Below are 19,020 nucleotides of genomic sequence, written 5' to 3'. Positions count from 1 at the left end.
GCTGGCGTCATCGCTGATCGGTCCGCCTGCCCGCGGCATCGCTTTCCTCCACGCACGCGTGGCAGCTGCCGTGGATTTGGCTTTGGCTTCGGCCTTTACCGAATCCCAAATCCCGAATCCCGACTCCCGGCCCCACACCCATGAACATCTCCGCGCCCTTCATCAAGCGCCCGATCGGCACCTCGCTGCTGGCGATCGGTTTGTTCGTGATCGGATTGATGTGCTACCTGCGGCTGGGCGTGGCGGCGTTGCCGAACATCCAGATTCCGGTGATCTTCGTGCACGCCACGCAGTCCGGTGCCGATGCCAGCACCATGGCCTCCACCGTCACCGCGCCGCTGGAACGCCACCTGGGCCAGTTGCCCGGCATCGACCACATGCGCTCCTCCAGTTCGGAGAGCAGCAGCATGGTGTTCATGGTGTTCCAGAGCAATCGCAACATCGATTCGGCAGCGCAGGACGTGCAGACCGCCATCAATGCGGCGCAATCGGATCTGCCGTCCGGGCTTGGCACGCCGATGTACTCCAAGGCCAATCCGAACGACGACCCGGTCATCGCCATTGCGCTCACCTCGGACACGCAATCGGCCGATGAGCTGTACAACGTGGCCGACTCGTTGCTGGCGCAACGGCTGCGCCAGATTACCGGCATCAGTTCGGTCGACATCGCAGGCGCCTCCACCCCTGCAGTACGCGTGGACGTGGACCTGCGTGCGCTCAACGCGCTGGGGCTGACCCCGGACGACCTGCGCAACGCGGTGCGCGCGGCCAACGTGACCTCGCCCACCGGGTTCCTGTCCGATGGCAACACCACCATGGCCATCATCGCCAACGATGCGGTGGCCAAGGCAGCCGACTTTGCGCAGCTGGCGATCTCCACCCAGTCCAACGGACGCATCGTGCGGCTGGGCGATGTGGCCACCGTCTACGACGGCCAGCAGGATGCGTATCAGGCAGCCTGGTTCGACGGCAAGCCGGCGGTGGTGATGTACGCCTTCACCCGCGCCGGGGCCAACATCGTCGAAACCGTGGACCAGGTCAAAGCGCAGATTCCCGAGCTGCGCAACTACCTGCAACCCGGAACCCGGCTCACGCCCTACTTCGACCGCACGCCCACCATTCGCGCGTCGTTGCACGAGGTGCAGGCCACGCTGATGATCAGCCTGGCGATGGTGGTGCTGACCATGGCGCTGTTCCTGCGCCGGCTGGCGCCGACCTTGATTGCCGCGGTGACCGTGCCGTTGTCGCTGGCCGGTTCGGCGCTGGTGATGTACGTCCTTGGCTTCACCTTGAACAACCTCAGCCTGCTGGCGCTGGTGATCGCCATTGGGTTCGTGGTCGACGATGCGATCGTGGTGATCGAAAACATCATGCGTCATCTCGATGAAGGCATGCCGCGCCTGGACGCGGCACTGGCCGGTGCGCGCGAGATCGGTTTCACCATCGTCTCGATCACCGCCTCGCTGGTGGCGGTGTTCATCCCGATGCTGTTTGCCAGCGGCATGATCGGCGCGTTCTTCCGCGAGTTCACCGTGACCCTGGTGGCGGCAATCGTGGTGTCGATGCTGGTGTCGCTGACCTTGACGCCGGCGCTGTGCAGCCGCTTCCTGTCCGCGCATACCGAGCCGGAAAAACCCGGGCGTTTCGGCGCGTGGCTGGACCGCATGCACGCGCGCATGCTCGCGGTGTACACGGTGGCACTGGATTTCTCGCTGCGGCACGCCTTGCTGCTGTCGCTGACGCCGCTGCTGCTGATCGCCGCCACCATCTTCCTGGGTGGCGCGGTCAAGAAGGGGTCGTTCCCGCCGCAGGACACCGGCTTGATCTGGGGGCGCGCCAATTCCAGCGCTACGGTGTCGTTTGCCGACATGGTCAGCCGCCAGCGCCGCATCACCGACATGCTGATGGCCGACCCGGCCGTGAAGACCGTCGGCGCGCGCCTGGGCTCCGGCCGTCAGGGCTCCAGCGCATCGTTCAATATCGAGCTGAAAAAGCGCGACGAGGGCCGCCGCGATACCACCGCACAGGTGGTCGCGCGCCTGAGCGCCAAGGCCGACCGTTACCCGGACCTGGACCTGCGCCTGCGCGCGATCCAGGACCTGCCCAGCGACGGTGGCGGTGGCACCAGCCAGGGCGCGCAGTACAAGGTGTCGCTGCAGGGCAACGACCTGGCGCAGCTGCAGGAATGGCTGCCCAAGGTGCAGGCCGCGCTGAAGAAGAACCCGCGTCTGCGCGATGTGGGCACAGACGTGGACACCTCGGGCCTGCGCCAGAACATCGTGATCGACCGCGCCAGGGCAGCACGCCTGGGCATCTCGGTGGGCGCCATCGACGGCGCGCTGTACGGCGCGTTCGGCCAGCGCTCCATTTCCACCATCTATTCCGATCTCAACCAGTACAGCGTGGTGGTCAATGCACTGCCCTCGCAGACCGCCACACCCAAGGCGCTGGATCAGGTCTTCGTGCCCAACCGTGCCGGCCAGATGGTGCCGATCACTGCGGTCGCCACCCAGCTGCCCGGGCTGGCGCCGCCACAGATCACGCACGACAACCAGTACACCACGATGGACCTAAGCTACAACCTCGCACCGGGCGTGAGCACCGGCGAAGCGGACCTGATCATCAAGAACACTGTGGAAGGCCTGCGCCTGCCGGACGGCATCCGCATCAGCGACGGCGGCGGATTCAATGTGCAGCTGAGCCCCAATTCGATGGGCGTGTTGCTGCTGGCCGCGGTGCTCACCGTCTACATCGTGCTGGGCATGCTCTACGAGAGCCTGATCCACCCGGTGACCATCCTATCCACGTTGCCGGCCGCCGGCGTCGGTGCGCTGCTGGCGTTGTTCCTGAGCAACACCGAGCTGTCGGTGATCTCGATGATCGCATTGGTGCTGCTGATCGGCATCGTCAAGAAGAACGCCATCATGATGATCGACTTTGCGCTGGTGGCGCAGCGCGTGCACGGCATGGATGCACGCGCGGCCGCACGCGAAGCCTCGATCGTGCGCTTCCGCCCCATCATGATGACCACCATGGTGGCGATCCTGGCCGCGGTGCCGCTGGCAGTGGGCCTGGGCGAAGGCTCGGAGCTGCGCCGGCCGCTCGGCATCGCGATGATCGGCGGGCTGGTGTTCTCGCAAGGCCTGACCCTGCTCAGCACGCCGGCGTTGTACGTGATCTTCTCGTGCCTGAGCGAACGCTGGAAGGCGCGACGCGCACGTGCGCGTGCACGCCGGGCAGAGCGCGCGGCAGCACGGCGCCCGGCCGCGTCGTCGGCGCACTGAAGCGGCGCAGCACACCAGGAGCCGCCGCGCCACGCGACGACGTACGCGGGTTCAGGCCACCAAGGCCTGCAGCGAGGCGCGCTCCAGCTGCGCGTACAACGCGAACTCGTCGTGCACCTGGGCGCCCAGGGCCTGTTCGAAGCTGCGCTTGCTCGAATGCGCGGCATAGGCGCGCTGCTCGGCCCCACCCAGGTTGGACTGGAAGATGCCGGCCGCGCTGACCGGCAGGAAGTCTTCGTAGATGATCGGGTCGGCACTCACCAGCCCCAGCGCGATCGCAGTTTCTGCCGGCATCGCGGCCACCTGCGCCGGATCGGCACGCCCTGCCTCGGTCAGCGTGTAGCGGAAATAGCCCAGCCCTTCCTGGCGCAGCAGCGCCTCGTCATCGGGAAAGGCCACAAATGCGGTCTGCAGGCGGGTGGCGTAATCGCTGCCCGTGCTGCCGGCACCGTCGGCATCGCGCGCCTGCGCCAGCAACGCGTCGTACAGCGCGCGTCCCTTGGGCGTCAGCGCAAGCCCGCGTTGCTCGATCTCGCCAAAGCGCGCGGTATGCGTGCCGTGTTCGGGCTGCCCGCCATCGCCGACAAACCGCACCGGCTCTTCCAGTGCCTTGAAACTGGTCTGGCGCAGCAGGATCGGCACGCGTCGACGCGGCGGGCCTTCGATCACCGCCTTCGCATCGATGCCGGCGCGCTGCATCTGCGCCTGCGCCGCATCGATATCCAGCGTACGCGGAGTCAGATGGTTGATGTGCGGGCCGTGGAAGCTCACCACATCGGCAATCAACTTGTGCGCCTCGCTCAGCGCGCGATAGGTCGGCAGCGACACCGTGGCATCGCCATGCCAGCGGAAGGTCTCCAGCGCTTCGGCGACGAACTGCTGCGCCTGTGCCGCGTCCAGGCCGCCCGCCTGTTCGCAGTGGTCGATCAGCTCCAGCGCACCTGCAGTAAAGATCTGCCGTTGCTGCAGGATCTGCGCGGCCTGCGCGCGCAGCGCGGCATCCTCGATCAACTCCAGGCGCAGCAGCGAGGTGAACACGCGGAACGGGTTGGCCGACAGCGCCGCATCGTCGATCGGACGGAACGCGGTGGAATGCACCGGCACGCCGGCCACTGACAGGTCGTAATACCCCACCGGGTGCATGCCCATCACCGCAAACAGCCGACGCAAGGTGGCCAGTTCTGCGGCCGTGCCGACCCGGATGGCGCCATGCCGCTCCAGATCCAGCCGTGCCCGCTCGTCGTTGCGCTGCAGCCGCGTCGCCAGCGCAGGATCGGCCTGCAACGTCTGCGCGTTGACCTGCGCCACCAGCGTCATCAGGTCGCCGTACAACGGCACCTCGGCGCGATACATGTCCGACATTGCCTGGGCGAACAGGCTGCGGATGTGATCGGGAGAGACAAACACGGTATCGCGCATGGGCTGGTCTTGGCAGAGGCCGGCCAACGCCGGCGTTGGTCGCATTCTCGCCGACCGTGCCCTGCGGCGACCAGCTGCACGGCAGCATCGCGTACGCGCGTTGGCAGTGCAGACAGCCTTGCAAGACGTGTGCGCGCGCCGCCGGCGTTACAACCCGGCCTGCGCCGCCGCCTCGGCCGCTTCGCTGGCCTGACGTGCGGCCTCCAGCCGCTGCGCATGGTCGCCGAGCTGGCGACGCAACAGTGCGTCCAGGGTGATCGGCCGCGCCCATCGGTCGTAGCTGGCAACGATGGCGTGCCGCAACGCGCGCATGTGGGCATTGTCCGGCGCCACCGCCAGCCGCGTGATCACGCCTTGCCACCCATCGTGATGATCGCGGCTATAGGCCCGCACGCTGTCGCGACACGACAGCTGCACCGTCTGCGCCCACACGCAGGCGAAGTAGATGTCCCCCGCGTGCCAGCCATGCACCTGCAGCAGCGCCTGCACGTAACCGCGCGGCGTGCCGGTGTAACGCGCCACCTCGTCGATGAAGCTGTCCGGGTAGCGTTGCGCGTAGCTGCCCATGTCGGCCAGATGCTGGTCCACCCACGCATCGCCGGTCCCCGGCATCACCGCAGGCACTGCCGCGTCCTGCGCGCCGCCGGCTACCGGCGCAGCGGCAGCCTGGGCAAGCGCCAGCGACGGAACCAGCAACGCGGCCAGCAAAGGCAGCGATCGCAACAGCAAGTAGCGCAAGGCAGACATGTCGCGATGATGCCGCATGCCCGTGCCGGTGTCAGGCATGCAGAGCAGGTCAGCGCAGGTCGTAGATGCCCAGGTAGTGCACCTCGCGGCAGCCGTTCAGATCGCAGGCGCCCACATAGCCGGGCCCGAGATAACGCTGGCGTGCATCGCGGTTATGCGGGCTGCTGTACGGATCCGGGCCATACAGGCCGTTGCCGTAATAGATCTGGCCGTAGGGGCGGTTGCGCGACGCGCCCAGTCGCAGTGCGGAGCCGTACCCGTAGCCGCTGTAGGCACCGACATACCCCCCGTCGAGGTCGCCCACGAACGCAGTGCCGCGGTCACTTGCCCTTGGTCGCGACTGCAGGGTGGCGATGCTCTGCCCCTGCGCATCCACATAGCCTTGTTCGCGATCGAAGCGCACCGTGCGGAAATACACCACGTCATCGCCCACCTGCCGCGTGTGCAGGCGGACATGCTGGCCTGCATCGTCGTAATACGGCTGGCCATTGCGAAAGATCACCTCGCTGGGGTTGATGACTTCTTCTTCCAGTTCGGCAGCCGCCAGCGGCGCGACGCCCATCAGCGCACCCAGCGCGACGGCCAGCCCTGCACGACGGATCACGGACAACATGTTCATGGGCATTCCCTCCAAGGTCGGCCATGCGTGCTGGCCGGAACGTCCTGTTACCAGGCGCCGTCGGGCGCCCGCATCGTCACTACATCAGCAATGGGCACTTCGCGCCAGAGCCGCCGGCCAGGCGCCAGTCTTGCGCGGCCGGTCCGCCGACGTTGCACCTTGCCAGGCCGGCGCGCAGGTAGCCGATGAAGACCACAGGCGTGGACATGCCGGCCCTGCCTCGGCCGCCTGACGCAGCCGCCGCAGCCCTCAGCGTGGCAGCTGCTGCCGCGCCACCGCATCCAGCGCCTGCACCGCCGCCGGCCAGCCCGACGCATCGGGCACCTCGCGCATGCGCGGCTCGTCTGCAGCGACACCGTGCTCCTGCTCATGCGCCCAGGTCACCGCGTACGGTGTGTAAATCCCCCAGCCACCGATCGCCAGCACCGGCTCCACATCCGAGCGCAACGAGTTGCCGATCATCACGAAGCGCTGTGCCGGCAGGTCGAATTCGCCCAGCACGCGTGCGTAGGTCTTGGGGTCCTTTTCGGACACCACCTCGACCCGCGGAAACAGGTCGGCCAGACCGGACTGCTCGATCTTCTGCTCCTGGTGAAACAGGTCGCCCTTGGTGATCAACACCACCGCACAGTGGGCGGCAATGGCGCCAACCGCCTCGCGCACACCGGCAATCACCTCCACCGGGTGCTGCAAGGTGGCGCGGCCGATCTCCACGATGCGCTGGATGTCGCGCGCATCGATGCGCGCGTCGGTGAGTTCGATGGCGGTTTCGATCATCGACAGCGTCATGCCCTTGGCACCGTAGCCGAACACCTTGAGGTTGCGCCGTTCCACCGCCAGCAGATGCTGCTGCATGCGACTGTCGCCCAGGTCGAGATAGCGGGCCAGGATCGCTTCGAAATCCGCTTCTGCGGTGCGGTAGTAGTCCTCGCTTTTCCAGAGGGTATCGTCGCCGTCGAAGCCGACCAGTTGGATCGCCTGGCCGTCGCGCTGTGCAAGAGAAGTCATTGCGCAAGTCTAGCAGCGCGCTGAAGCGCAGCTGCAGTCAGTCGCCTGCCGCGTCGCCGGGGCCGGGCTGATAGCTGGCAAATTCGTCACGCGACAGGCGCCCGTCGCCGTTGCTGTCGAAGCCGGCAAAGTTCTCGCGCAGGATCGGGTCGGCGCCGGCTTCGGCCGGCGTCAGCGAGCCGTCGGCATCGCTGTCCAGGCTGTCGAAGCTGCGCGGCGCCAACGTGCCGGCGGTGGGCGCCCCCGACGGCGCAGCGCCCCCCTTGCCGCGGGACGGCCCGGACGGGTCGGCGGGCAACAACGGGGTGGTGGCAGGTGGCGGCGGCTCGATGGGCAAGGGCGCCATGCCCGCAGCGTTGGTGCCGCCGGTGAACGGTGCTGCCGTCTGCTGGGTGGCGGGCGGCAACTCCGGTGGCGCGGCAGACGCGAGCAGTGGACTGCACAGGACGGCGAGCAAGCTGAGGCGCGTTTGCAGCATGAAGACAGGACCAGAAGCGAATGGCGTCACCGTAACGCGCGCCACGTAAAGAAAACGGGAGCGGCCCTGGCAGGCCGCTCCCGTGTGTCCATCCTGATCAGTCACGCGTGCCTGGCATGCAGACGCGCACTGTGGCGGTGCCAAGCCCTCCGCAGGTCCGTGTCCGGAGCACTACGGACGGCGACGGCTTTCAAAACACTCGATCAGTTACCTTGCGACCCCGTCGCGCCGCCGCTCTGCTGCTTGGCGACAAACGCCTTGTATTCGTCCGGGGTCAGCTTGCCGTCGGTGTCGCCGTCGGCCTGGTCGAAAATCTGGACCAGCCCGGCGTTGACCTGCGCTTCCTGCTTGCTGATGGCGCCGTCGCTGTCGGTATCCACGCTGGCCCAGGTCTGCCCGCCGCCGGAGCTGGCACCGCCCTGGGCAGAGGTCGCAGAACTTCCCGACTGTGCCGAGGAAGCAGGACTGCCCGTTGGCGCTGCGGCGTCCTGCGAGGTGCTCTGCGCCATGGCCGGCAGCGCCAGGGCGGCGGCAAGAGCGGCGGTGGCAGCGAGCAGCGAGGTGCGGTTGCGATTCTTCATTTGGGTGGTCTCCTTGGGCGTTGGAATGCACGGTGTCACCGCACATGGCACTACCGTACCGATCGCAAATGAACGCCCAACCCGGCGCAATTTCCTGCAAAACGTCCTCTTAACCACAACCGGCAACGTTGCCGCTAGCCGGGTGTTAGGCATGGGTGAGTCAAACAGAAGCAGAGCATTCAACATGGAAATTTATGCGAACCACGCCGCTTTTTTTCGGCGATGGCTACGCGCCGGGCGCCTCATCGTCCCAGCTTCCGGAACTGAACAGTTTCCAACCTACCACCACCCCTGCAAGTGCGCCGGCAATCTCGAGGATGACGCGCGAGCCCAGTTCGTTGGGGTCATGGATCCTGGCCAGTGCCAGACGTGCATACAACGGCGATTCCAGTCGCACGATGCTGGTGTACACCAGGTGCCAGATGTCGTAACCGGCGCCGATCGCCACCGCCAACAGACAGGCAATCCCCAGGGTGTGGCCATGGGTGAAGTGCAGACGCCGCCCGACATGTTCGATGACGGCGAAGATCAGGACACCGAGCACCAGCGCAATCAGGCCGGCCTCCAGCGAACCGAGCAGGCCGAAGTGCAGGGGCAGATTCATCGTGTTGATCCGGGCAGCTGGCGTGCCAGTCTAGCCGCTACGGCCATGGATCCGGCTGCAATCCAGATCGACACACGAAGGCGCGAATAGGCCAGCCGCCCTGGTCGCGCCCACCGCCGCACGGCCAACGCTCACGCCGGGGAACGAGCGCTGCACCATGTGCGTGCAATCAACTGGAGACCGTGAGGCGCGCCCTAGTCGTCCTGCCCGCGCGCAGTCACCTGCGCCTCGCCCTCTTCATCCCAGCCTACGTTGACCGAGATCGGCTTGCAGCACACCTGGCAATCCTCGATGTACTGCTGATCACCGCCGCTCAGATCCAGTGTCAGCGTGATCCACTCCCCGCAGTACGGGCAGGCGACATCCACAAAGCGTTCCGGATCGGACATGGGGGTTCCTCGGCAGCGGGCAGACCGGATCGGATGCGCCAGATCGGCAATCACGACACGGGAGCGCAAGTGTACGAGCGTTCGGGCAGGTGCAGGCATCGGGCGCACGCACCTTTCAATGCGGGCAGGCAAGGCCGCCGCGATCACTCCACCGGCACATCGTAGGCGGTGTCCGGCGTGGGCTTCGGCCGGAAGGTGAAGTGCCACCACTCCATCGGATAATTGGCGAATCCCTCGGCCGCCATGGCGCGCAGCAGGCGCCTGCGCTGGGCACGCTGCGCGTCGGTGATCTCGGGTGCATCGGTGTGTGCCCGGGTATCGAAAAAATCGAACGCGGTGCCCATGTCCACCGCCGCACAGGCGCCGTGCCGGCAGTCCAGCAGCCCAAGATCCAGCGTCGCGCCGCGGCTATGCCCGGACGTTTCGGCGATGTAGTCGCCCAACAGCGCGCGCTTGTCCACGCGCGGGTAATACTGGGCCTTGGTCGATTGATCGCCCGGGTCCGCCGCCCAGGCCACGAACGCCTGCACGGCCCGCACCGGCCGGTAGCAGTCGAACACCTGCAAGCGGTAGCCATCGGCTTGAAGCCGCTGCGCCACCCGCGCGAGCGCTTCGGCAGCGGGACGCAGCAGATAGCACCGCGGCGCAAGATATCCAGGCACCACGCGCCCGGTAAAGTTGTTGCTGCCCGCGTAGCGCAGGTCCACTGCGAGGTTGGGTGCAAGGCGCTGCACATCGATCAGCCCCGCTTGTGCAGCGGTCGTTGCGGGTGAGACATGCGGCTGTGCCGCGCCCACGCCCGACAGCAGCATGGCCAGAAGCACCACGGCGGCGCGGGCACTGGAGCGCGGCAGCTCAGCTGCACGCCGGTTCTGGTGAATGTGATGCATGGCTGCTCCTCTATCGGGCCAGACACTCTTGCCGTCGTGGCGCTACGGGCTTTCGCCCTCGCCTGACGCCACATTACCGGGTGGCGTCGAGGGCTGCAGTGGCCCGGTCAACGCATGCAGGATCCGCAGATCCTCGGCATCCAGCGTGCTGGCGCTGTTGCCGCGATAGTGATGGTGGAAGGCCTGCAGGGTGGCGGTAGGGTCGTCGAGGCCGTAGCCGAGCAGGGCAAGCGCCTGCCAGGGATCGAAGCCTTCCGGTGCGGGCGGCGCATCGGCAGCCGGCCAGCGGCCAAAACCGGCGTCGGCCAGGCGCTTCCAGGGAAAGCGCGGGCCGGGGTCGTTCTTGCGTGTCGGAGCCACGTCTTCATGGCCGACGATCTGCGTGCGTGGAATCCGCAGGCGCGTGCACAGGTCTTCCAGCAGGACGAGCAGGCTGTCGATCTGCGCCGGTGCGAACGGTTCGCTGCCGTCGTTGTCCAGCTCGATGCCGATCGAGGCCGAGTTGATATCGGTGATGGTGCCCCAGCGGCCGGCGCCGCCATGCCAGGCGCGCTGCTCGTCGCTGACCAGCTGGTAGCGACGACCGTCCTCGCCGATCAGGTAATGCGCGCTCACGCGCCCCCCGCTGTTGCGCCCACGCAGCGTGCCCAGACTTTGCCGGACCGAGTGCTGGTCGGTGAAGTGCAGCACGATCAGGATCGGGCGCCGGGCATCGAAGTTCGGCGACGGCACCCACTCGGCCAGGGCGTTGCGCTGCGGCGCATGGGCGCAGGCACCCAGCGACAACGCCACCGCGCAGAGGGCTGCGCGCAGCCAGGCGGACGGGCGTAGAGGGAAGCTGGACAGCATCGTTGTCTCCTGGAGGATCGCGCGGCCCGCGCCGTCGCTGTTGGCCGCGCTAGGTCCGGCGCGGCCATTATCTGCCCAGTGTCGCCGCTGTGGCCGGCAACGCGCGGCCTGCGCGAGGCGACGCTGCAACGCGCCGATTGCGCCGCACCCGCATCGCCGTTGATGGCGTGGCCGTGCACTGCGTCGGGATATCGGCCAGCGGGGTCGGCGCCCGCATCCGCCTGCGCTGCGTTCGCAGCGCCAGGCACCCCGCGTACACTGCGCCATGGTCGCCACCGCACAATGCGGCCGTGCTGCCGCTTGCGTCACGTGCCTTGCAGTTCGCCCACGCCTGCCCTGATCCCGAGCTCTTCATGTTCCTGCCGCGCTGCCTGCTGACGTTGCTGTCGATCGCCCTTGCCCTGCCCTGCGGCGCAGCGACCACGCGTGCCAGCGTGCAGGCGCCGGCTGCACCGTTTGCGGTCAGCGATGCGCAGCTGACGCCCGACCACTGGATCCGGCGCAGCCCCGACGCGCAGCGGCCGCATCTGAACGCCGCACAGATCGACGCGTTCACCACACGCTTGCTGCGCGACGATGCCTCCATGCGCGATCTGGCGCAGCTGCCCGCGCTGCTGACCGGCGCGACGGTGCGCGCGCAGATCGAGGAACTGTCGGCGCCACCGACACGCACGCTTTACGCTGCAGACGGGCAGCTGATCCAGCCAGCGCAGTTGACGGAGCTGCGCCGCCTGCTCGCACTGGACACGCTCCCGGCCCAGGTCACGCCACGCTTTGCGCTGGTGGTGAAGCGCGCCGCGTTACGGACCTTCCCCAGCACGCTGCGCGTGTTCAGCGGCCCCGACGAGCATGACATCGACCGCTTCCAGGAATCGGCGCTCTACCCCGGCACGCCGGTCGCGGTCCTGCACGGCAGTGCCGATGGCGCATGGGCGTTCGTGCTTGCGGCCAACTACGCCGCATGGGTCGCCAGCGACCAGATTGCCGAAGGCCCGCGCGCGGACGTGTTGCAGTACGCGCAGCGCCGCCCACGCCTGATGGTGACCGGCGCACGCGTACAGACGGCCTACACGCCGGAGCTGCCGGCCGTCTCTGCCCTGTCGCTGGACATGGGCACCAGCCTGCCCTTGCAGCGCACCTGGCCACCGCAGCAGCCGGTCAACGGGCAGCTACCGCTGGCCGCCTATGTCGTGCAGCTGCCGCTGCGTGGCAGCGATGGCCGCTTGCAGTTGGTCCCTGCGCTGGTGCCGCGCGGTGCCGACGTGCGCATGGGTCCATTGCCGGCCACCGATGAGGCATTGCTGCGCCAGGCGTTCAAATTCCTTGGCGAGCGTTATGGCTGGGGCAACGATTACCACGCGCGCGATTGCAGCGGGTTCGTGCTGGATGTCTATCGCAGCGTGGGCATTGCGCTGCCGCGCAACACCGGCGACCAGGCACGCAGCCGCGCCCTGCGCGGCGTCGCGTTCACCGCCGACGCACCGCTGGAACAGCGGCTGCAACAGCTGGCGCAGTTGCGTATCGGCGACCTGATCTATATTCCCGGCCACGTGATGATGGTGATCGGGCACGCAGACGGTGCGCCCTGGGTGATTCACGATGTCGCCGGTGCCAGCTACCGCGCAGCCGACGGCAGCGTGCAGCGCGCGCGCCTGAATGGCGTGTCGGTGACGCCGCTGCTGCCCCTGCTGGCCACCGACGGCACCGCCTTCATCGACCACATCACCCGCATCCAGCGCATCGCACCGATCGATTCCCCATGAAGATCACCGGCTTCACCCTCGGCATGCTGCGCGTGCCGCTGCACACCCCGTTCAAGACCGCGCTGCGCACCGTGCACGCAATCGAGGACGTGGTGGTGCTGCTGCAGACCGATGGCGGCCAGATCGGCTACGGTTCCGCTCCGGCCACTGCTGCGATCACCGGCGAAACGCACGGCAGCATCGTCGCCGCGATCCGGCAGTGCATCGCCCCGCGCCTGATCGGCCAGGACGTGGCCGATTTGAATCGCCTGTGCGGGCTGGTGCAGCACGCACTGGAACGCAACACCAGCGCCAAGGCTGCAGTGGAGATCGCGCTGTACGACCTGTGGGCGCAGGCCTATGGCGCCCCGCTCTACCAGTTGCTGGGTGGCGGCACGCCACACATCACCACCGACCTCACCATCAGCGCCGATGCCATCGACATCATGGTCGCGCAGGCGCAGCAGGCGCTTGCACGTGGCTACCGGGCGCTGAAGATCAAGGTCGGCAAGGACAGCGCCTCGGATGTCGAACGTATCAAGGCGATCCATGCGGCCGTCGATGGCCGCGCGACCTTGCGCCTGGATGCCAACCAGGGTTGGACGCCCAAGCAGGCAGTGCGCAGCATGCGGACGCTGGAAGACGCCGGCATCGCGCTGGAGCTGCTCGAGCAGCCGGTCAAGGCAGCCGACGTCGACGGGCTCGCGTTCGTCACCGCGCGCATCGACACCCCGGTGATGGCCGACGAAAGCGTGTTCTCGCCATCGCAGGTGATCGACCTGATCCAGCGCCGCGCCGCCGATATCGTCAACATCAAACTGATGAAGACCGGCGGCCTGTCCAACGCGATGCGCATCGCCGATATCGCGGCCGTGTACGACGTGCCGTGCATGATCGGCTGCATGATCGAATCCAGTGTCAGCGTGGCCGCCGCCGTGCATCTGGCCGTGGCCAAGGCCCACAGCATCACCCTGGCCGACCTGGACGCGCCGGCACTTGGCCAGTTCGACCCCACTGATGGCGGCGTCCGGTTCGACCACGCGCAGATCCACATCGACGATTCGCCGGGGCTGGGCATCCGCCGCATCCGCGGGCTGGAGCTGTTGCCGGACTAAGCGCGTCCTCGGCGAGGGTCGGTCATGCCGATACCGACGCCCATGAGCCACCAGCGCGGGCAGAGGGCAAGGTGGGGCCGTGCCAGCGGCGTGCCCGCCTGTCGCCGCAAACCATGCGTGCACGATGCACGGGCGTGCGCCACGCGGCCGCATTGCTGGGTACAGTAGCGACCATCGGCACCTGCCCTACGCGGTCTCTGCCTCGCGCCACCACATGGCGATCGGCACGGACGCACCGCGTTCGTTTCAGCTCACCCCCAGCCTCCGGAGCCTGCATGCGTCTTGCCATCCTGTTGCGATCCACCCTGTTGATGGCGTTGACAGTGTGCGGCAGCGCCCATGCCGATGAACCGATGCAGGCGCTTCAGCAGGCACGTGCGCTGATCGTGGTGACCACTCCCGATTGGAACAGCACCCAGGCGCGCCTGCAGACCTTTACGCGAGTGGACGGTGGATGGGCACCGGCCGCGCCGGCATTCGCGGTGGCGCTCGGCCGGCACGGCAGCGCTTGGGGCGATGGCCTGCACCCCGCCCAGCCGCAGGGCCCGCAGAAGCGCGAAGGCGATGGCCGCAGCCCGGCCGGCGTTTTCGCCATCGGCCCGGCATTCGGTGATGCGGCCCGTATCGACAGCGCCATGCCGTATCAGGCGATGAGCGCCACCCATTACTGCATGGATGTGCCCGACTCGCCGCTGTACAACCGCATCGTCGATGCCGCGCAGGTCGGCGAACGCGCCGTCGCCGGTTCCACCGAGCCGATGCGGCTGGACCTGCGGCAACCCGGCGATGTGCGCTACCGCGAGGGCTTCGTCATTGCGCACAACCCCGGCAATGTACCCGGCCGCGGCAGCTGCATCTTTGCGCATCTGTGGCGCACGCCGGGCCAGTTCACCGCCGGCTGCACTGCGATGGCGCCTGCCGACATGCAGCGTCTGCTGGCGTGGTTGAAACCGGAAGACCACCCGCTGTTCGTGTTGTTGCCGCGCGCCGACTACACACGCCTGCAGGCGCAGTGGCAGCTTCCCGTGCTGGCCGAGGACGCACCATGAGCACGCCGCCCCCCGCACCCGATGCCACCGGCCTGGTACGGGTGGTCAGCCGTTGGCAGATCGTCGGCTTGTCGATCAACGACGTCATCGGCAGTGGCATCTATCTGTTGCCCGCGGCCACGGCCGCGCTGCTCGGTCCGATGAGCCTGTGGGCGGTGATGCTGGCCGGCCTGGCGGTCGCGCTGCTGGTGTTGTGCTACGCGCAGGCGGCGAGCTATTTCGATACGCCCGGCGGCAGCTATCTCTACACACGTGAAGCCTTCGGCCCATTCGTCGGCTTTCAGATCGGCTGGATGATCTGGCTGACCCGCATCAGTTCGGCGGCAGCACTGAGCAATGGATTGGCTGATGCGGTCGCGCGGTTCTGGCCGACCGCGTCCACCGAGACCTGGGCGCGCACGCTGGTGGTGGTCGGCTCGCTGGGCGTGCTGACCGCGATCAACGTCATTGGCGTCAAATCGGCCGCGCGCACCGGGATCGCCCTGGTGATCGGCAAGCTGGTGCCGTTGCTGCTGTTCGTGGCCATCGGCCTGTTCTATGTGGACTGGTCGTGGGCGTTTGCCGGCACTGCGCCGGATCTGCGCGACATGGGCAATCTCGGCGAGGCCGCATTGCTGCTGCTGTTTGCCTATGCCGGCTTCGAGAACATCCCCGCCGCAGCGGGCGAATACCGCAACCCGCGCCGCGACGTCCCGTTCGCCCTGATCACCATGATCGTCACGGTCACCTTGATCTACGCCGCCGTGCAGGTGGTGGCGCAAGGTACGCTGCCCAACCTGGCCGCTTCGCCCACGCCGTTGGCCGATGCGGCCAGCGGCTTCGGTGGCGAGGCACTGGCGCTGATCCTTACCGTGGGCGCCACCATTTCCATCCTGGGCACCACCAGCAACACGGTGATGCTGGGCCCGCGCTTTCTGTTTGCGCTTGCGCAGGACGGGTATGGGCCGGCATTTCTTGCCCGTGTGCACCCGCGCTTCCACACCCCGGCGGCGGCCGTGCTCACCCAGGGCGTGCTGTCGCTGGCACTGGCGTTGTCGGGCTCATTCACGCAGCTGGCGCTGTTGTCGATGGTCACGCGCCTGTTCGCCTACATCGGCACTGCCGCTGCCGTCATCGTGCTGGCGCGTCGCTATCGGCACCGCACCGACACCTTGCGCTTGCCGGGTGGCCCGCTCATTCCCGTCGCCGCGCTGGTGCTCTCGCTTGGGCTGCTGGCCAGCGCCAGCTGGCAGAATCTGGCTGCGGCCGGTGTGGCAGTGCTGGTGGGAGGGGCGTTTTATCTGTTCCCGCGCACACCTGCCTGACAGCTTCGCAATACACTCGCGCCACGCTCACGCACGCCTAACCGCGCACGCCCAACGCTGCGGCTCTCACCTGCCTGGGAGCTTGCGATGAAACTGCGCCGCGTCTACAGCACACCCGATCTTGAAAGCGCGCAGCGCGTGCTGCAGTCAGCGCGCAGTGCCGGCATCGATAACGACGCGCTGTCGCTGATCGCGCGTGCCGATATCGAACTGCATGATGTCCCGGACGAGCGCAAGGACGCCAAGACCGATTTCGTTCCGGCTGCGGCACGTGGCGCTGCAACCGGTGGTGCTGCCGGTCTGGTGGCGGGGCTGGTGGCGGTCGCCGTGCCGCCGATCGGTTTGACCCTGGCCGGCGTAGGGGTCATGGCATTGGCGGGCGCACTGGTGGGCAGCTGGTCGTCGGCGCTGGTCGGTGCCACCGTGCCCGACCCGGTACGGCGCCAATTCGAAGATGAAATCGAATCCGGCCGTGTGTTGGTGGTCATCGACGCCGACGAGCAGACCCTCCACGCGTCCGAGCCAGCGCTGCTGACCGCCGGAGCAACTCCCCTGCCGTATGAAGCGGCGTCTGCTGCGGTCTGACGCCGATGCCGGAGCTGGGCTGGCAACAAGGTGGCGGCTGTCGCCTGCAGGGCATCGCTGCCTTGATCCCGTCGTCACCTGGCGTGCCGCGCTGTTAACACCTCGCTGCCTAAGTTGACTGCACATTCGCATTGATGGAGACGAGCATGAACGTGCCGTATCAGATTCCGGGCCGCGCACCGGACGAAGACCGCAGCCAGAACGTATCCAACTATTGGCGCGAGCGCTTCACCGAAGAACCGTATTACACCGAAGGCGACCGTTACGAAGATTATGAGGGCGCCTATTTGGCCGGGCACGAAGCGCGAATTCGCGAAAATGCCCGCGCCTATGATCAGGTGGAAGCCGAACTGCACCGTGATTGGGAAGCCAAGCGCGGCACCGAAGGCCTGAGTTGGAGCAAGGCCCGTCACGCGGTCAAGCGTGCCTGGGAAAACGCAGCCGACTTCGTCACCGGCGACAAGTCAAAACCGTAGACGAACACCGCCACCGTCGAGGTGGCGTTGTTTTTTGGCGTGTAAGAGCACCTCAGTGTCGGGGGCGCCACAGGTGAGTTGCACGTGGCGCCGCCGACTTCGATTGCATCGCATTGCATATGTCGTTATGCACTGTCACTGACGCGAACGGACTCGGCACATATGCAGTGCAGCAAATCCTTTTCTGCTAGGCAGCAAGATCGCATTGAGCGCATATCGCAGCGGCACCCGCGAGATGCTCAGTGAACCAGCAATCGCAGGACGCAGCGGGAGTGTTGGGATTGCGTCACACGAGCACTCGTTACTGCTGCAATACAGGAGCACATAGGCCGAACCAGCATTGGACAAGGCCATGGGTTTTTGGCCATGCAACGCTAAGCATTCCCATGCGGACCGGGTCGGCAGCGTGATCGCGCAACGCGACCAGCCGGATGGTGACGACGCATACAGGTTTGTACCGCCGTCAGAACCGCTTCATGAACTATCCGTTCGTGAACAACGATATGCGACGTGCCTGCCCTGCAGAGAGTGATCTGCGACAAGGGTGTGGTGCGCAGCGTCGTGTAAGGTAATGAAAACCCGACGCGGAACACGTTGCGGGAGGGCTGCAGCGTGACCGTCCCATCCCCTGGAGGACCTCATGTCTATCCGTCGTCTGCTTGCCTTGGCCTGCTCGGCCACCCTGTTGACCTCCGGCGCCGCGCTGGCTGCGCCTGCCGCCGCACCGGCAGCATCCATTCCCAAGGCGCAATGGCCATTCCAGGCCGCCACCGTTGCCGACTTCGACGAGCCCTGGGCGATGACCTTCCTGCCCGATGGCACGCTGCTGGTCAGTGAAAAACGCGGCGCGTTGATGCGGTTCGATCCAAAGACCAAGCGCAAGAGCGCGGTCACCGGCGTGCCTGCGGTTGCCTATGGCGGTCAGGGCGGATTTGGCGATGTGCTCGCGCACCCGCGCTTTGCTAAAAACGGCCTGGTCTATGTGAGTTATGCCGAACCGGGCCAGGGCGACACGCGCGGAGCGGCGGTTGCGCGTGCCAAGCTCACGCTGGATGCCACTGGTGGCGGCACCTTGTCCGGCCTGAAGGTGATCTGGCGACAGGAGCCCAAGGTTTCCGGCAACGGTCACTTCGGTCATCGGCTTGCGTTCGACTCGAACGGAAAGCTGTGGATCACCTCCAGCGAGCGGCAGAAGTTCGATCCTGCGCAGGACATGAAGGCCAATCTCGGCAAGCTGATCCGCCTCAACGACGACGGCAGCGTGCCGGCCGACAATCCGTTCGCCGCGCAGGGCGGTGTGGCTGCGCAGGTCTGGTCGCTGGGTCACCGCAATATCCTGGGCATTGCCTTCGACAGCAAGGGCCGCCTGTGGGAACACGAGATGGGCCCGGCCGGCGGCGATGAGCTCAACCTGATCCAGCGCGGTGCCAACTATGGCTATCCGATCGTTTCCAATGGCGACCATTACGACGGCACGCCGATCCCCGACCACAACACCCGCCCGGAATTTGCCGCGCCCAAGATCAGCTGGACACCGGTGATCTCGCCGGCCGGCTTTGTGATCTACAGCGGCAAGCAATTCCCCGCGTGGCGCGGCAATGGCTTCATCGGTGGCTTGTCATCGATGGCGCTGGTGCAGGTCTCGTTGGGCGACCAGCCACGCGAGGTTGCCCGCTACGACATGGGCGCACGCATCCGCGAAGTGGAACAGGGACCGGACGGTGCCCTGTGGTTGCTGGAGGACGAAGCCAGCGGCAGTACCGGGCGCCTGCTCAAGTTGACCCCCAAGAGCAAGGCAGCAGTCGAAAACGACGCGTAAGCGTGGTGGGGTGCGGCCGTGCGACGTGCACCGCGCGCATCCAGGAGTGCCTTGCAGCATCA

The 19,020-nt window shown here is 66.9% G+C and carries 18 protein-coding genes; 8 read left to right on the top strand and 10 right to left on the bottom strand.

Features of this window, described 5'->3' with window-relative positions:
• The first annotated feature begins 140 nt into the window (after positions 1–140).
• Entirely contained in the window at positions 141–3,284 is a 3,144-nt protein-coding gene (locus ABQZ09_RS05755; protein ID WP_349776367.1) for an efflux RND transporter permease subunit, read from the top strand.
• Positions 3,285–3,335: 51 nt separating this feature from the next.
• Here ABQZ09_RS05755 and hglS read toward each other — a convergent pair whose 3' ends face one another.
• From hglS to ABQZ09_RS05705, 10 genes are all read right to left on the bottom strand, one after another.
• Positions 3,336–4,703, bottom strand: a complete 1,368-nt coding sequence (gene hglS / locus ABQZ09_RS05750; RefSeq protein ID WP_184375524.1) for a 2-oxoadipate dioxygenase/decarboxylase HglS — start codon at positions 4,701–4,703, stop codon at positions 3,336–3,338.
• A gap of 147 nt (positions 4,704–4,850) precedes the next feature.
• Positions 4,851–5,468: a hypothetical protein gene (locus ABQZ09_RS05745; protein ID WP_349776541.1), complete on the bottom strand. Its 618-nt coding sequence runs from the start codon at positions 5,466–5,468 to the stop codon at positions 4,851–4,853.
• Between the two features lie 31 nt (positions 5,469–5,499).
• Entirely contained in the window at positions 5,500–6,069 is a 570-nt protein-coding gene (locus ABQZ09_RS05740; protein WP_349776366.1) for a hypothetical protein, read from the bottom strand.
• Between the two features lie 249 nt (positions 6,070–6,318).
• On the bottom strand, positions 6,319–7,077 hold the full coding sequence (locus ABQZ09_RS05735) for an HAD family hydrolase (protein WP_349776365.1): 759 nt from the start codon (positions 7,075–7,077) through the stop codon (positions 6,319–6,321).
• 37 nt (positions 7,078–7,114) lie between these two features.
• Entirely contained in the window at positions 7,115–7,522 is a 408-nt protein-coding gene (locus ABQZ09_RS05730; RefSeq protein ID WP_184441779.1) for an EF-hand domain-containing protein, read from the bottom strand.
• 236 nt (positions 7,523–7,758) lie between these two features.
• Positions 7,759–8,136 carry an EF-hand domain-containing protein gene (locus ABQZ09_RS05725; protein WP_039405373.1) on the bottom strand — a complete coding sequence of 126 codons (378 nt, stop codon included), beginning with the start codon at positions 8,134–8,136 and terminating at the stop codon, positions 7,759–7,761.
• A 226-nt stretch (positions 8,137–8,362) separates the two neighbouring features.
• Entirely contained in the window at positions 8,363–8,740 is a 378-nt protein-coding gene (locus ABQZ09_RS05720; protein ID WP_039405375.1) for a hypothetical protein, read from the bottom strand.
• Between the two features lie 194 nt (positions 8,741–8,934).
• Positions 8,935–9,129, bottom strand: a complete 195-nt coding sequence (locus tag ABQZ09_RS05715; RefSeq protein WP_039405377.1) for a CPXCG motif-containing cysteine-rich protein — start codon at positions 9,127–9,129, stop codon at positions 8,935–8,937.
• Between the two features lie 143 nt (positions 9,130–9,272).
• Positions 9,273–9,941 carry a M15 family metallopeptidase gene (locus ABQZ09_RS05710; protein WP_349776540.1) on the bottom strand — a complete coding sequence of 223 codons (669 nt, stop codon included), beginning with the start codon at positions 9,939–9,941 and terminating at the stop codon, positions 9,273–9,275.
• Between the two features lie 120 nt (positions 9,942–10,061).
• Positions 10,062–10,868 (bottom strand): N-acetylmuramoyl-L-alanine amidase, encoded by an 807-nt coding sequence (locus tag ABQZ09_RS05705; protein WP_349776364.1) that lies wholly within the window; start codon positions 10,866–10,868, stop codon positions 10,062–10,064.
• A 353-nt stretch (positions 10,869–11,221) separates the two neighbouring features.
• Here ABQZ09_RS05705 and ABQZ09_RS05700 point away from each other — a divergent pair, with 353 nt between their 5' ends.
• The 7 genes from ABQZ09_RS05700 (at position 11,222) to ABQZ09_RS05670 (ending at position 18,958) form a co-directional block, all read left to right on the top strand.
• Positions 11,222–12,631 carry a C40 family peptidase gene (locus tag ABQZ09_RS05700; protein WP_349776363.1) on the top strand — a complete coding sequence of 470 codons (1,410 nt, stop codon included), beginning with the start codon at positions 11,222–11,224 and terminating at the stop codon, positions 12,629–12,631.
• On the top strand, positions 12,628–13,725 hold the full coding sequence (locus tag ABQZ09_RS05695) for a dipeptide epimerase (protein ID WP_349776362.1): 1,098 nt from the start codon (positions 12,628–12,630) through the stop codon (positions 13,723–13,725). The genes ABQZ09_RS05700 and ABQZ09_RS05695 overlap by 4 nt, the downstream gene beginning before the upstream one ends.
• Before the next feature lie 275 nt (positions 13,726–14,000).
• Positions 14,001–14,774, top strand: coding sequence for a L,D-transpeptidase family protein (locus ABQZ09_RS05690; protein ID WP_349776361.1), 774 nt, complete (start codon positions 14,001–14,003; stop codon positions 14,772–14,774).
• Positions 14,771–16,078, top strand: a complete 1,308-nt coding sequence (locus tag ABQZ09_RS05685; RefSeq protein WP_349776360.1) for an APC family permease — start codon at positions 14,771–14,773, stop codon at positions 16,076–16,078. Before ABQZ09_RS05690 ends, ABQZ09_RS05685 begins: the two co-directional genes overlap by 4 nt.
• Positions 16,079–16,165: 87 nt before the next feature.
• A complete protein-coding gene (locus ABQZ09_RS05680) occupies positions 16,166–16,663 on the top strand; it encodes a hypothetical protein (RefSeq protein WP_039408598.1) in 498 nt (165 codons plus the stop codon).
• Positions 16,664–16,809: 146 nt separating this feature from the next.
• Positions 16,810–17,139 (top strand): hypothetical protein, encoded by a 330-nt coding sequence (locus tag ABQZ09_RS05675; protein WP_039408600.1) that lies wholly within the window; start codon positions 16,810–16,812, stop codon positions 17,137–17,139.
• A gap of 640 nt (positions 17,140–17,779) precedes the next feature.
• Positions 17,780–18,958 carry a PQQ-dependent sugar dehydrogenase gene (locus ABQZ09_RS05670; protein ID WP_349776359.1) on the top strand — a complete coding sequence of 393 codons (1,179 nt, stop codon included), beginning with the start codon at positions 17,780–17,782 and terminating at the stop codon, positions 18,956–18,958.
• Positions 18,959–19,020 lie beyond the last annotated feature (62 nt).

This window comes from Xanthomonas sp. WHRI 6106, from assembly GCF_040202405.1.
Taxonomy (GTDB): Bacteria; Pseudomonadota; Gammaproteobacteria; order Xanthomonadales; family Xanthomonadaceae; genus Xanthomonas; species Xanthomonas cannabis.
Note: the sequence above shows the minus strand (reverse complement) of the source record. Positions and strands in the feature narration are given on the sequence as shown.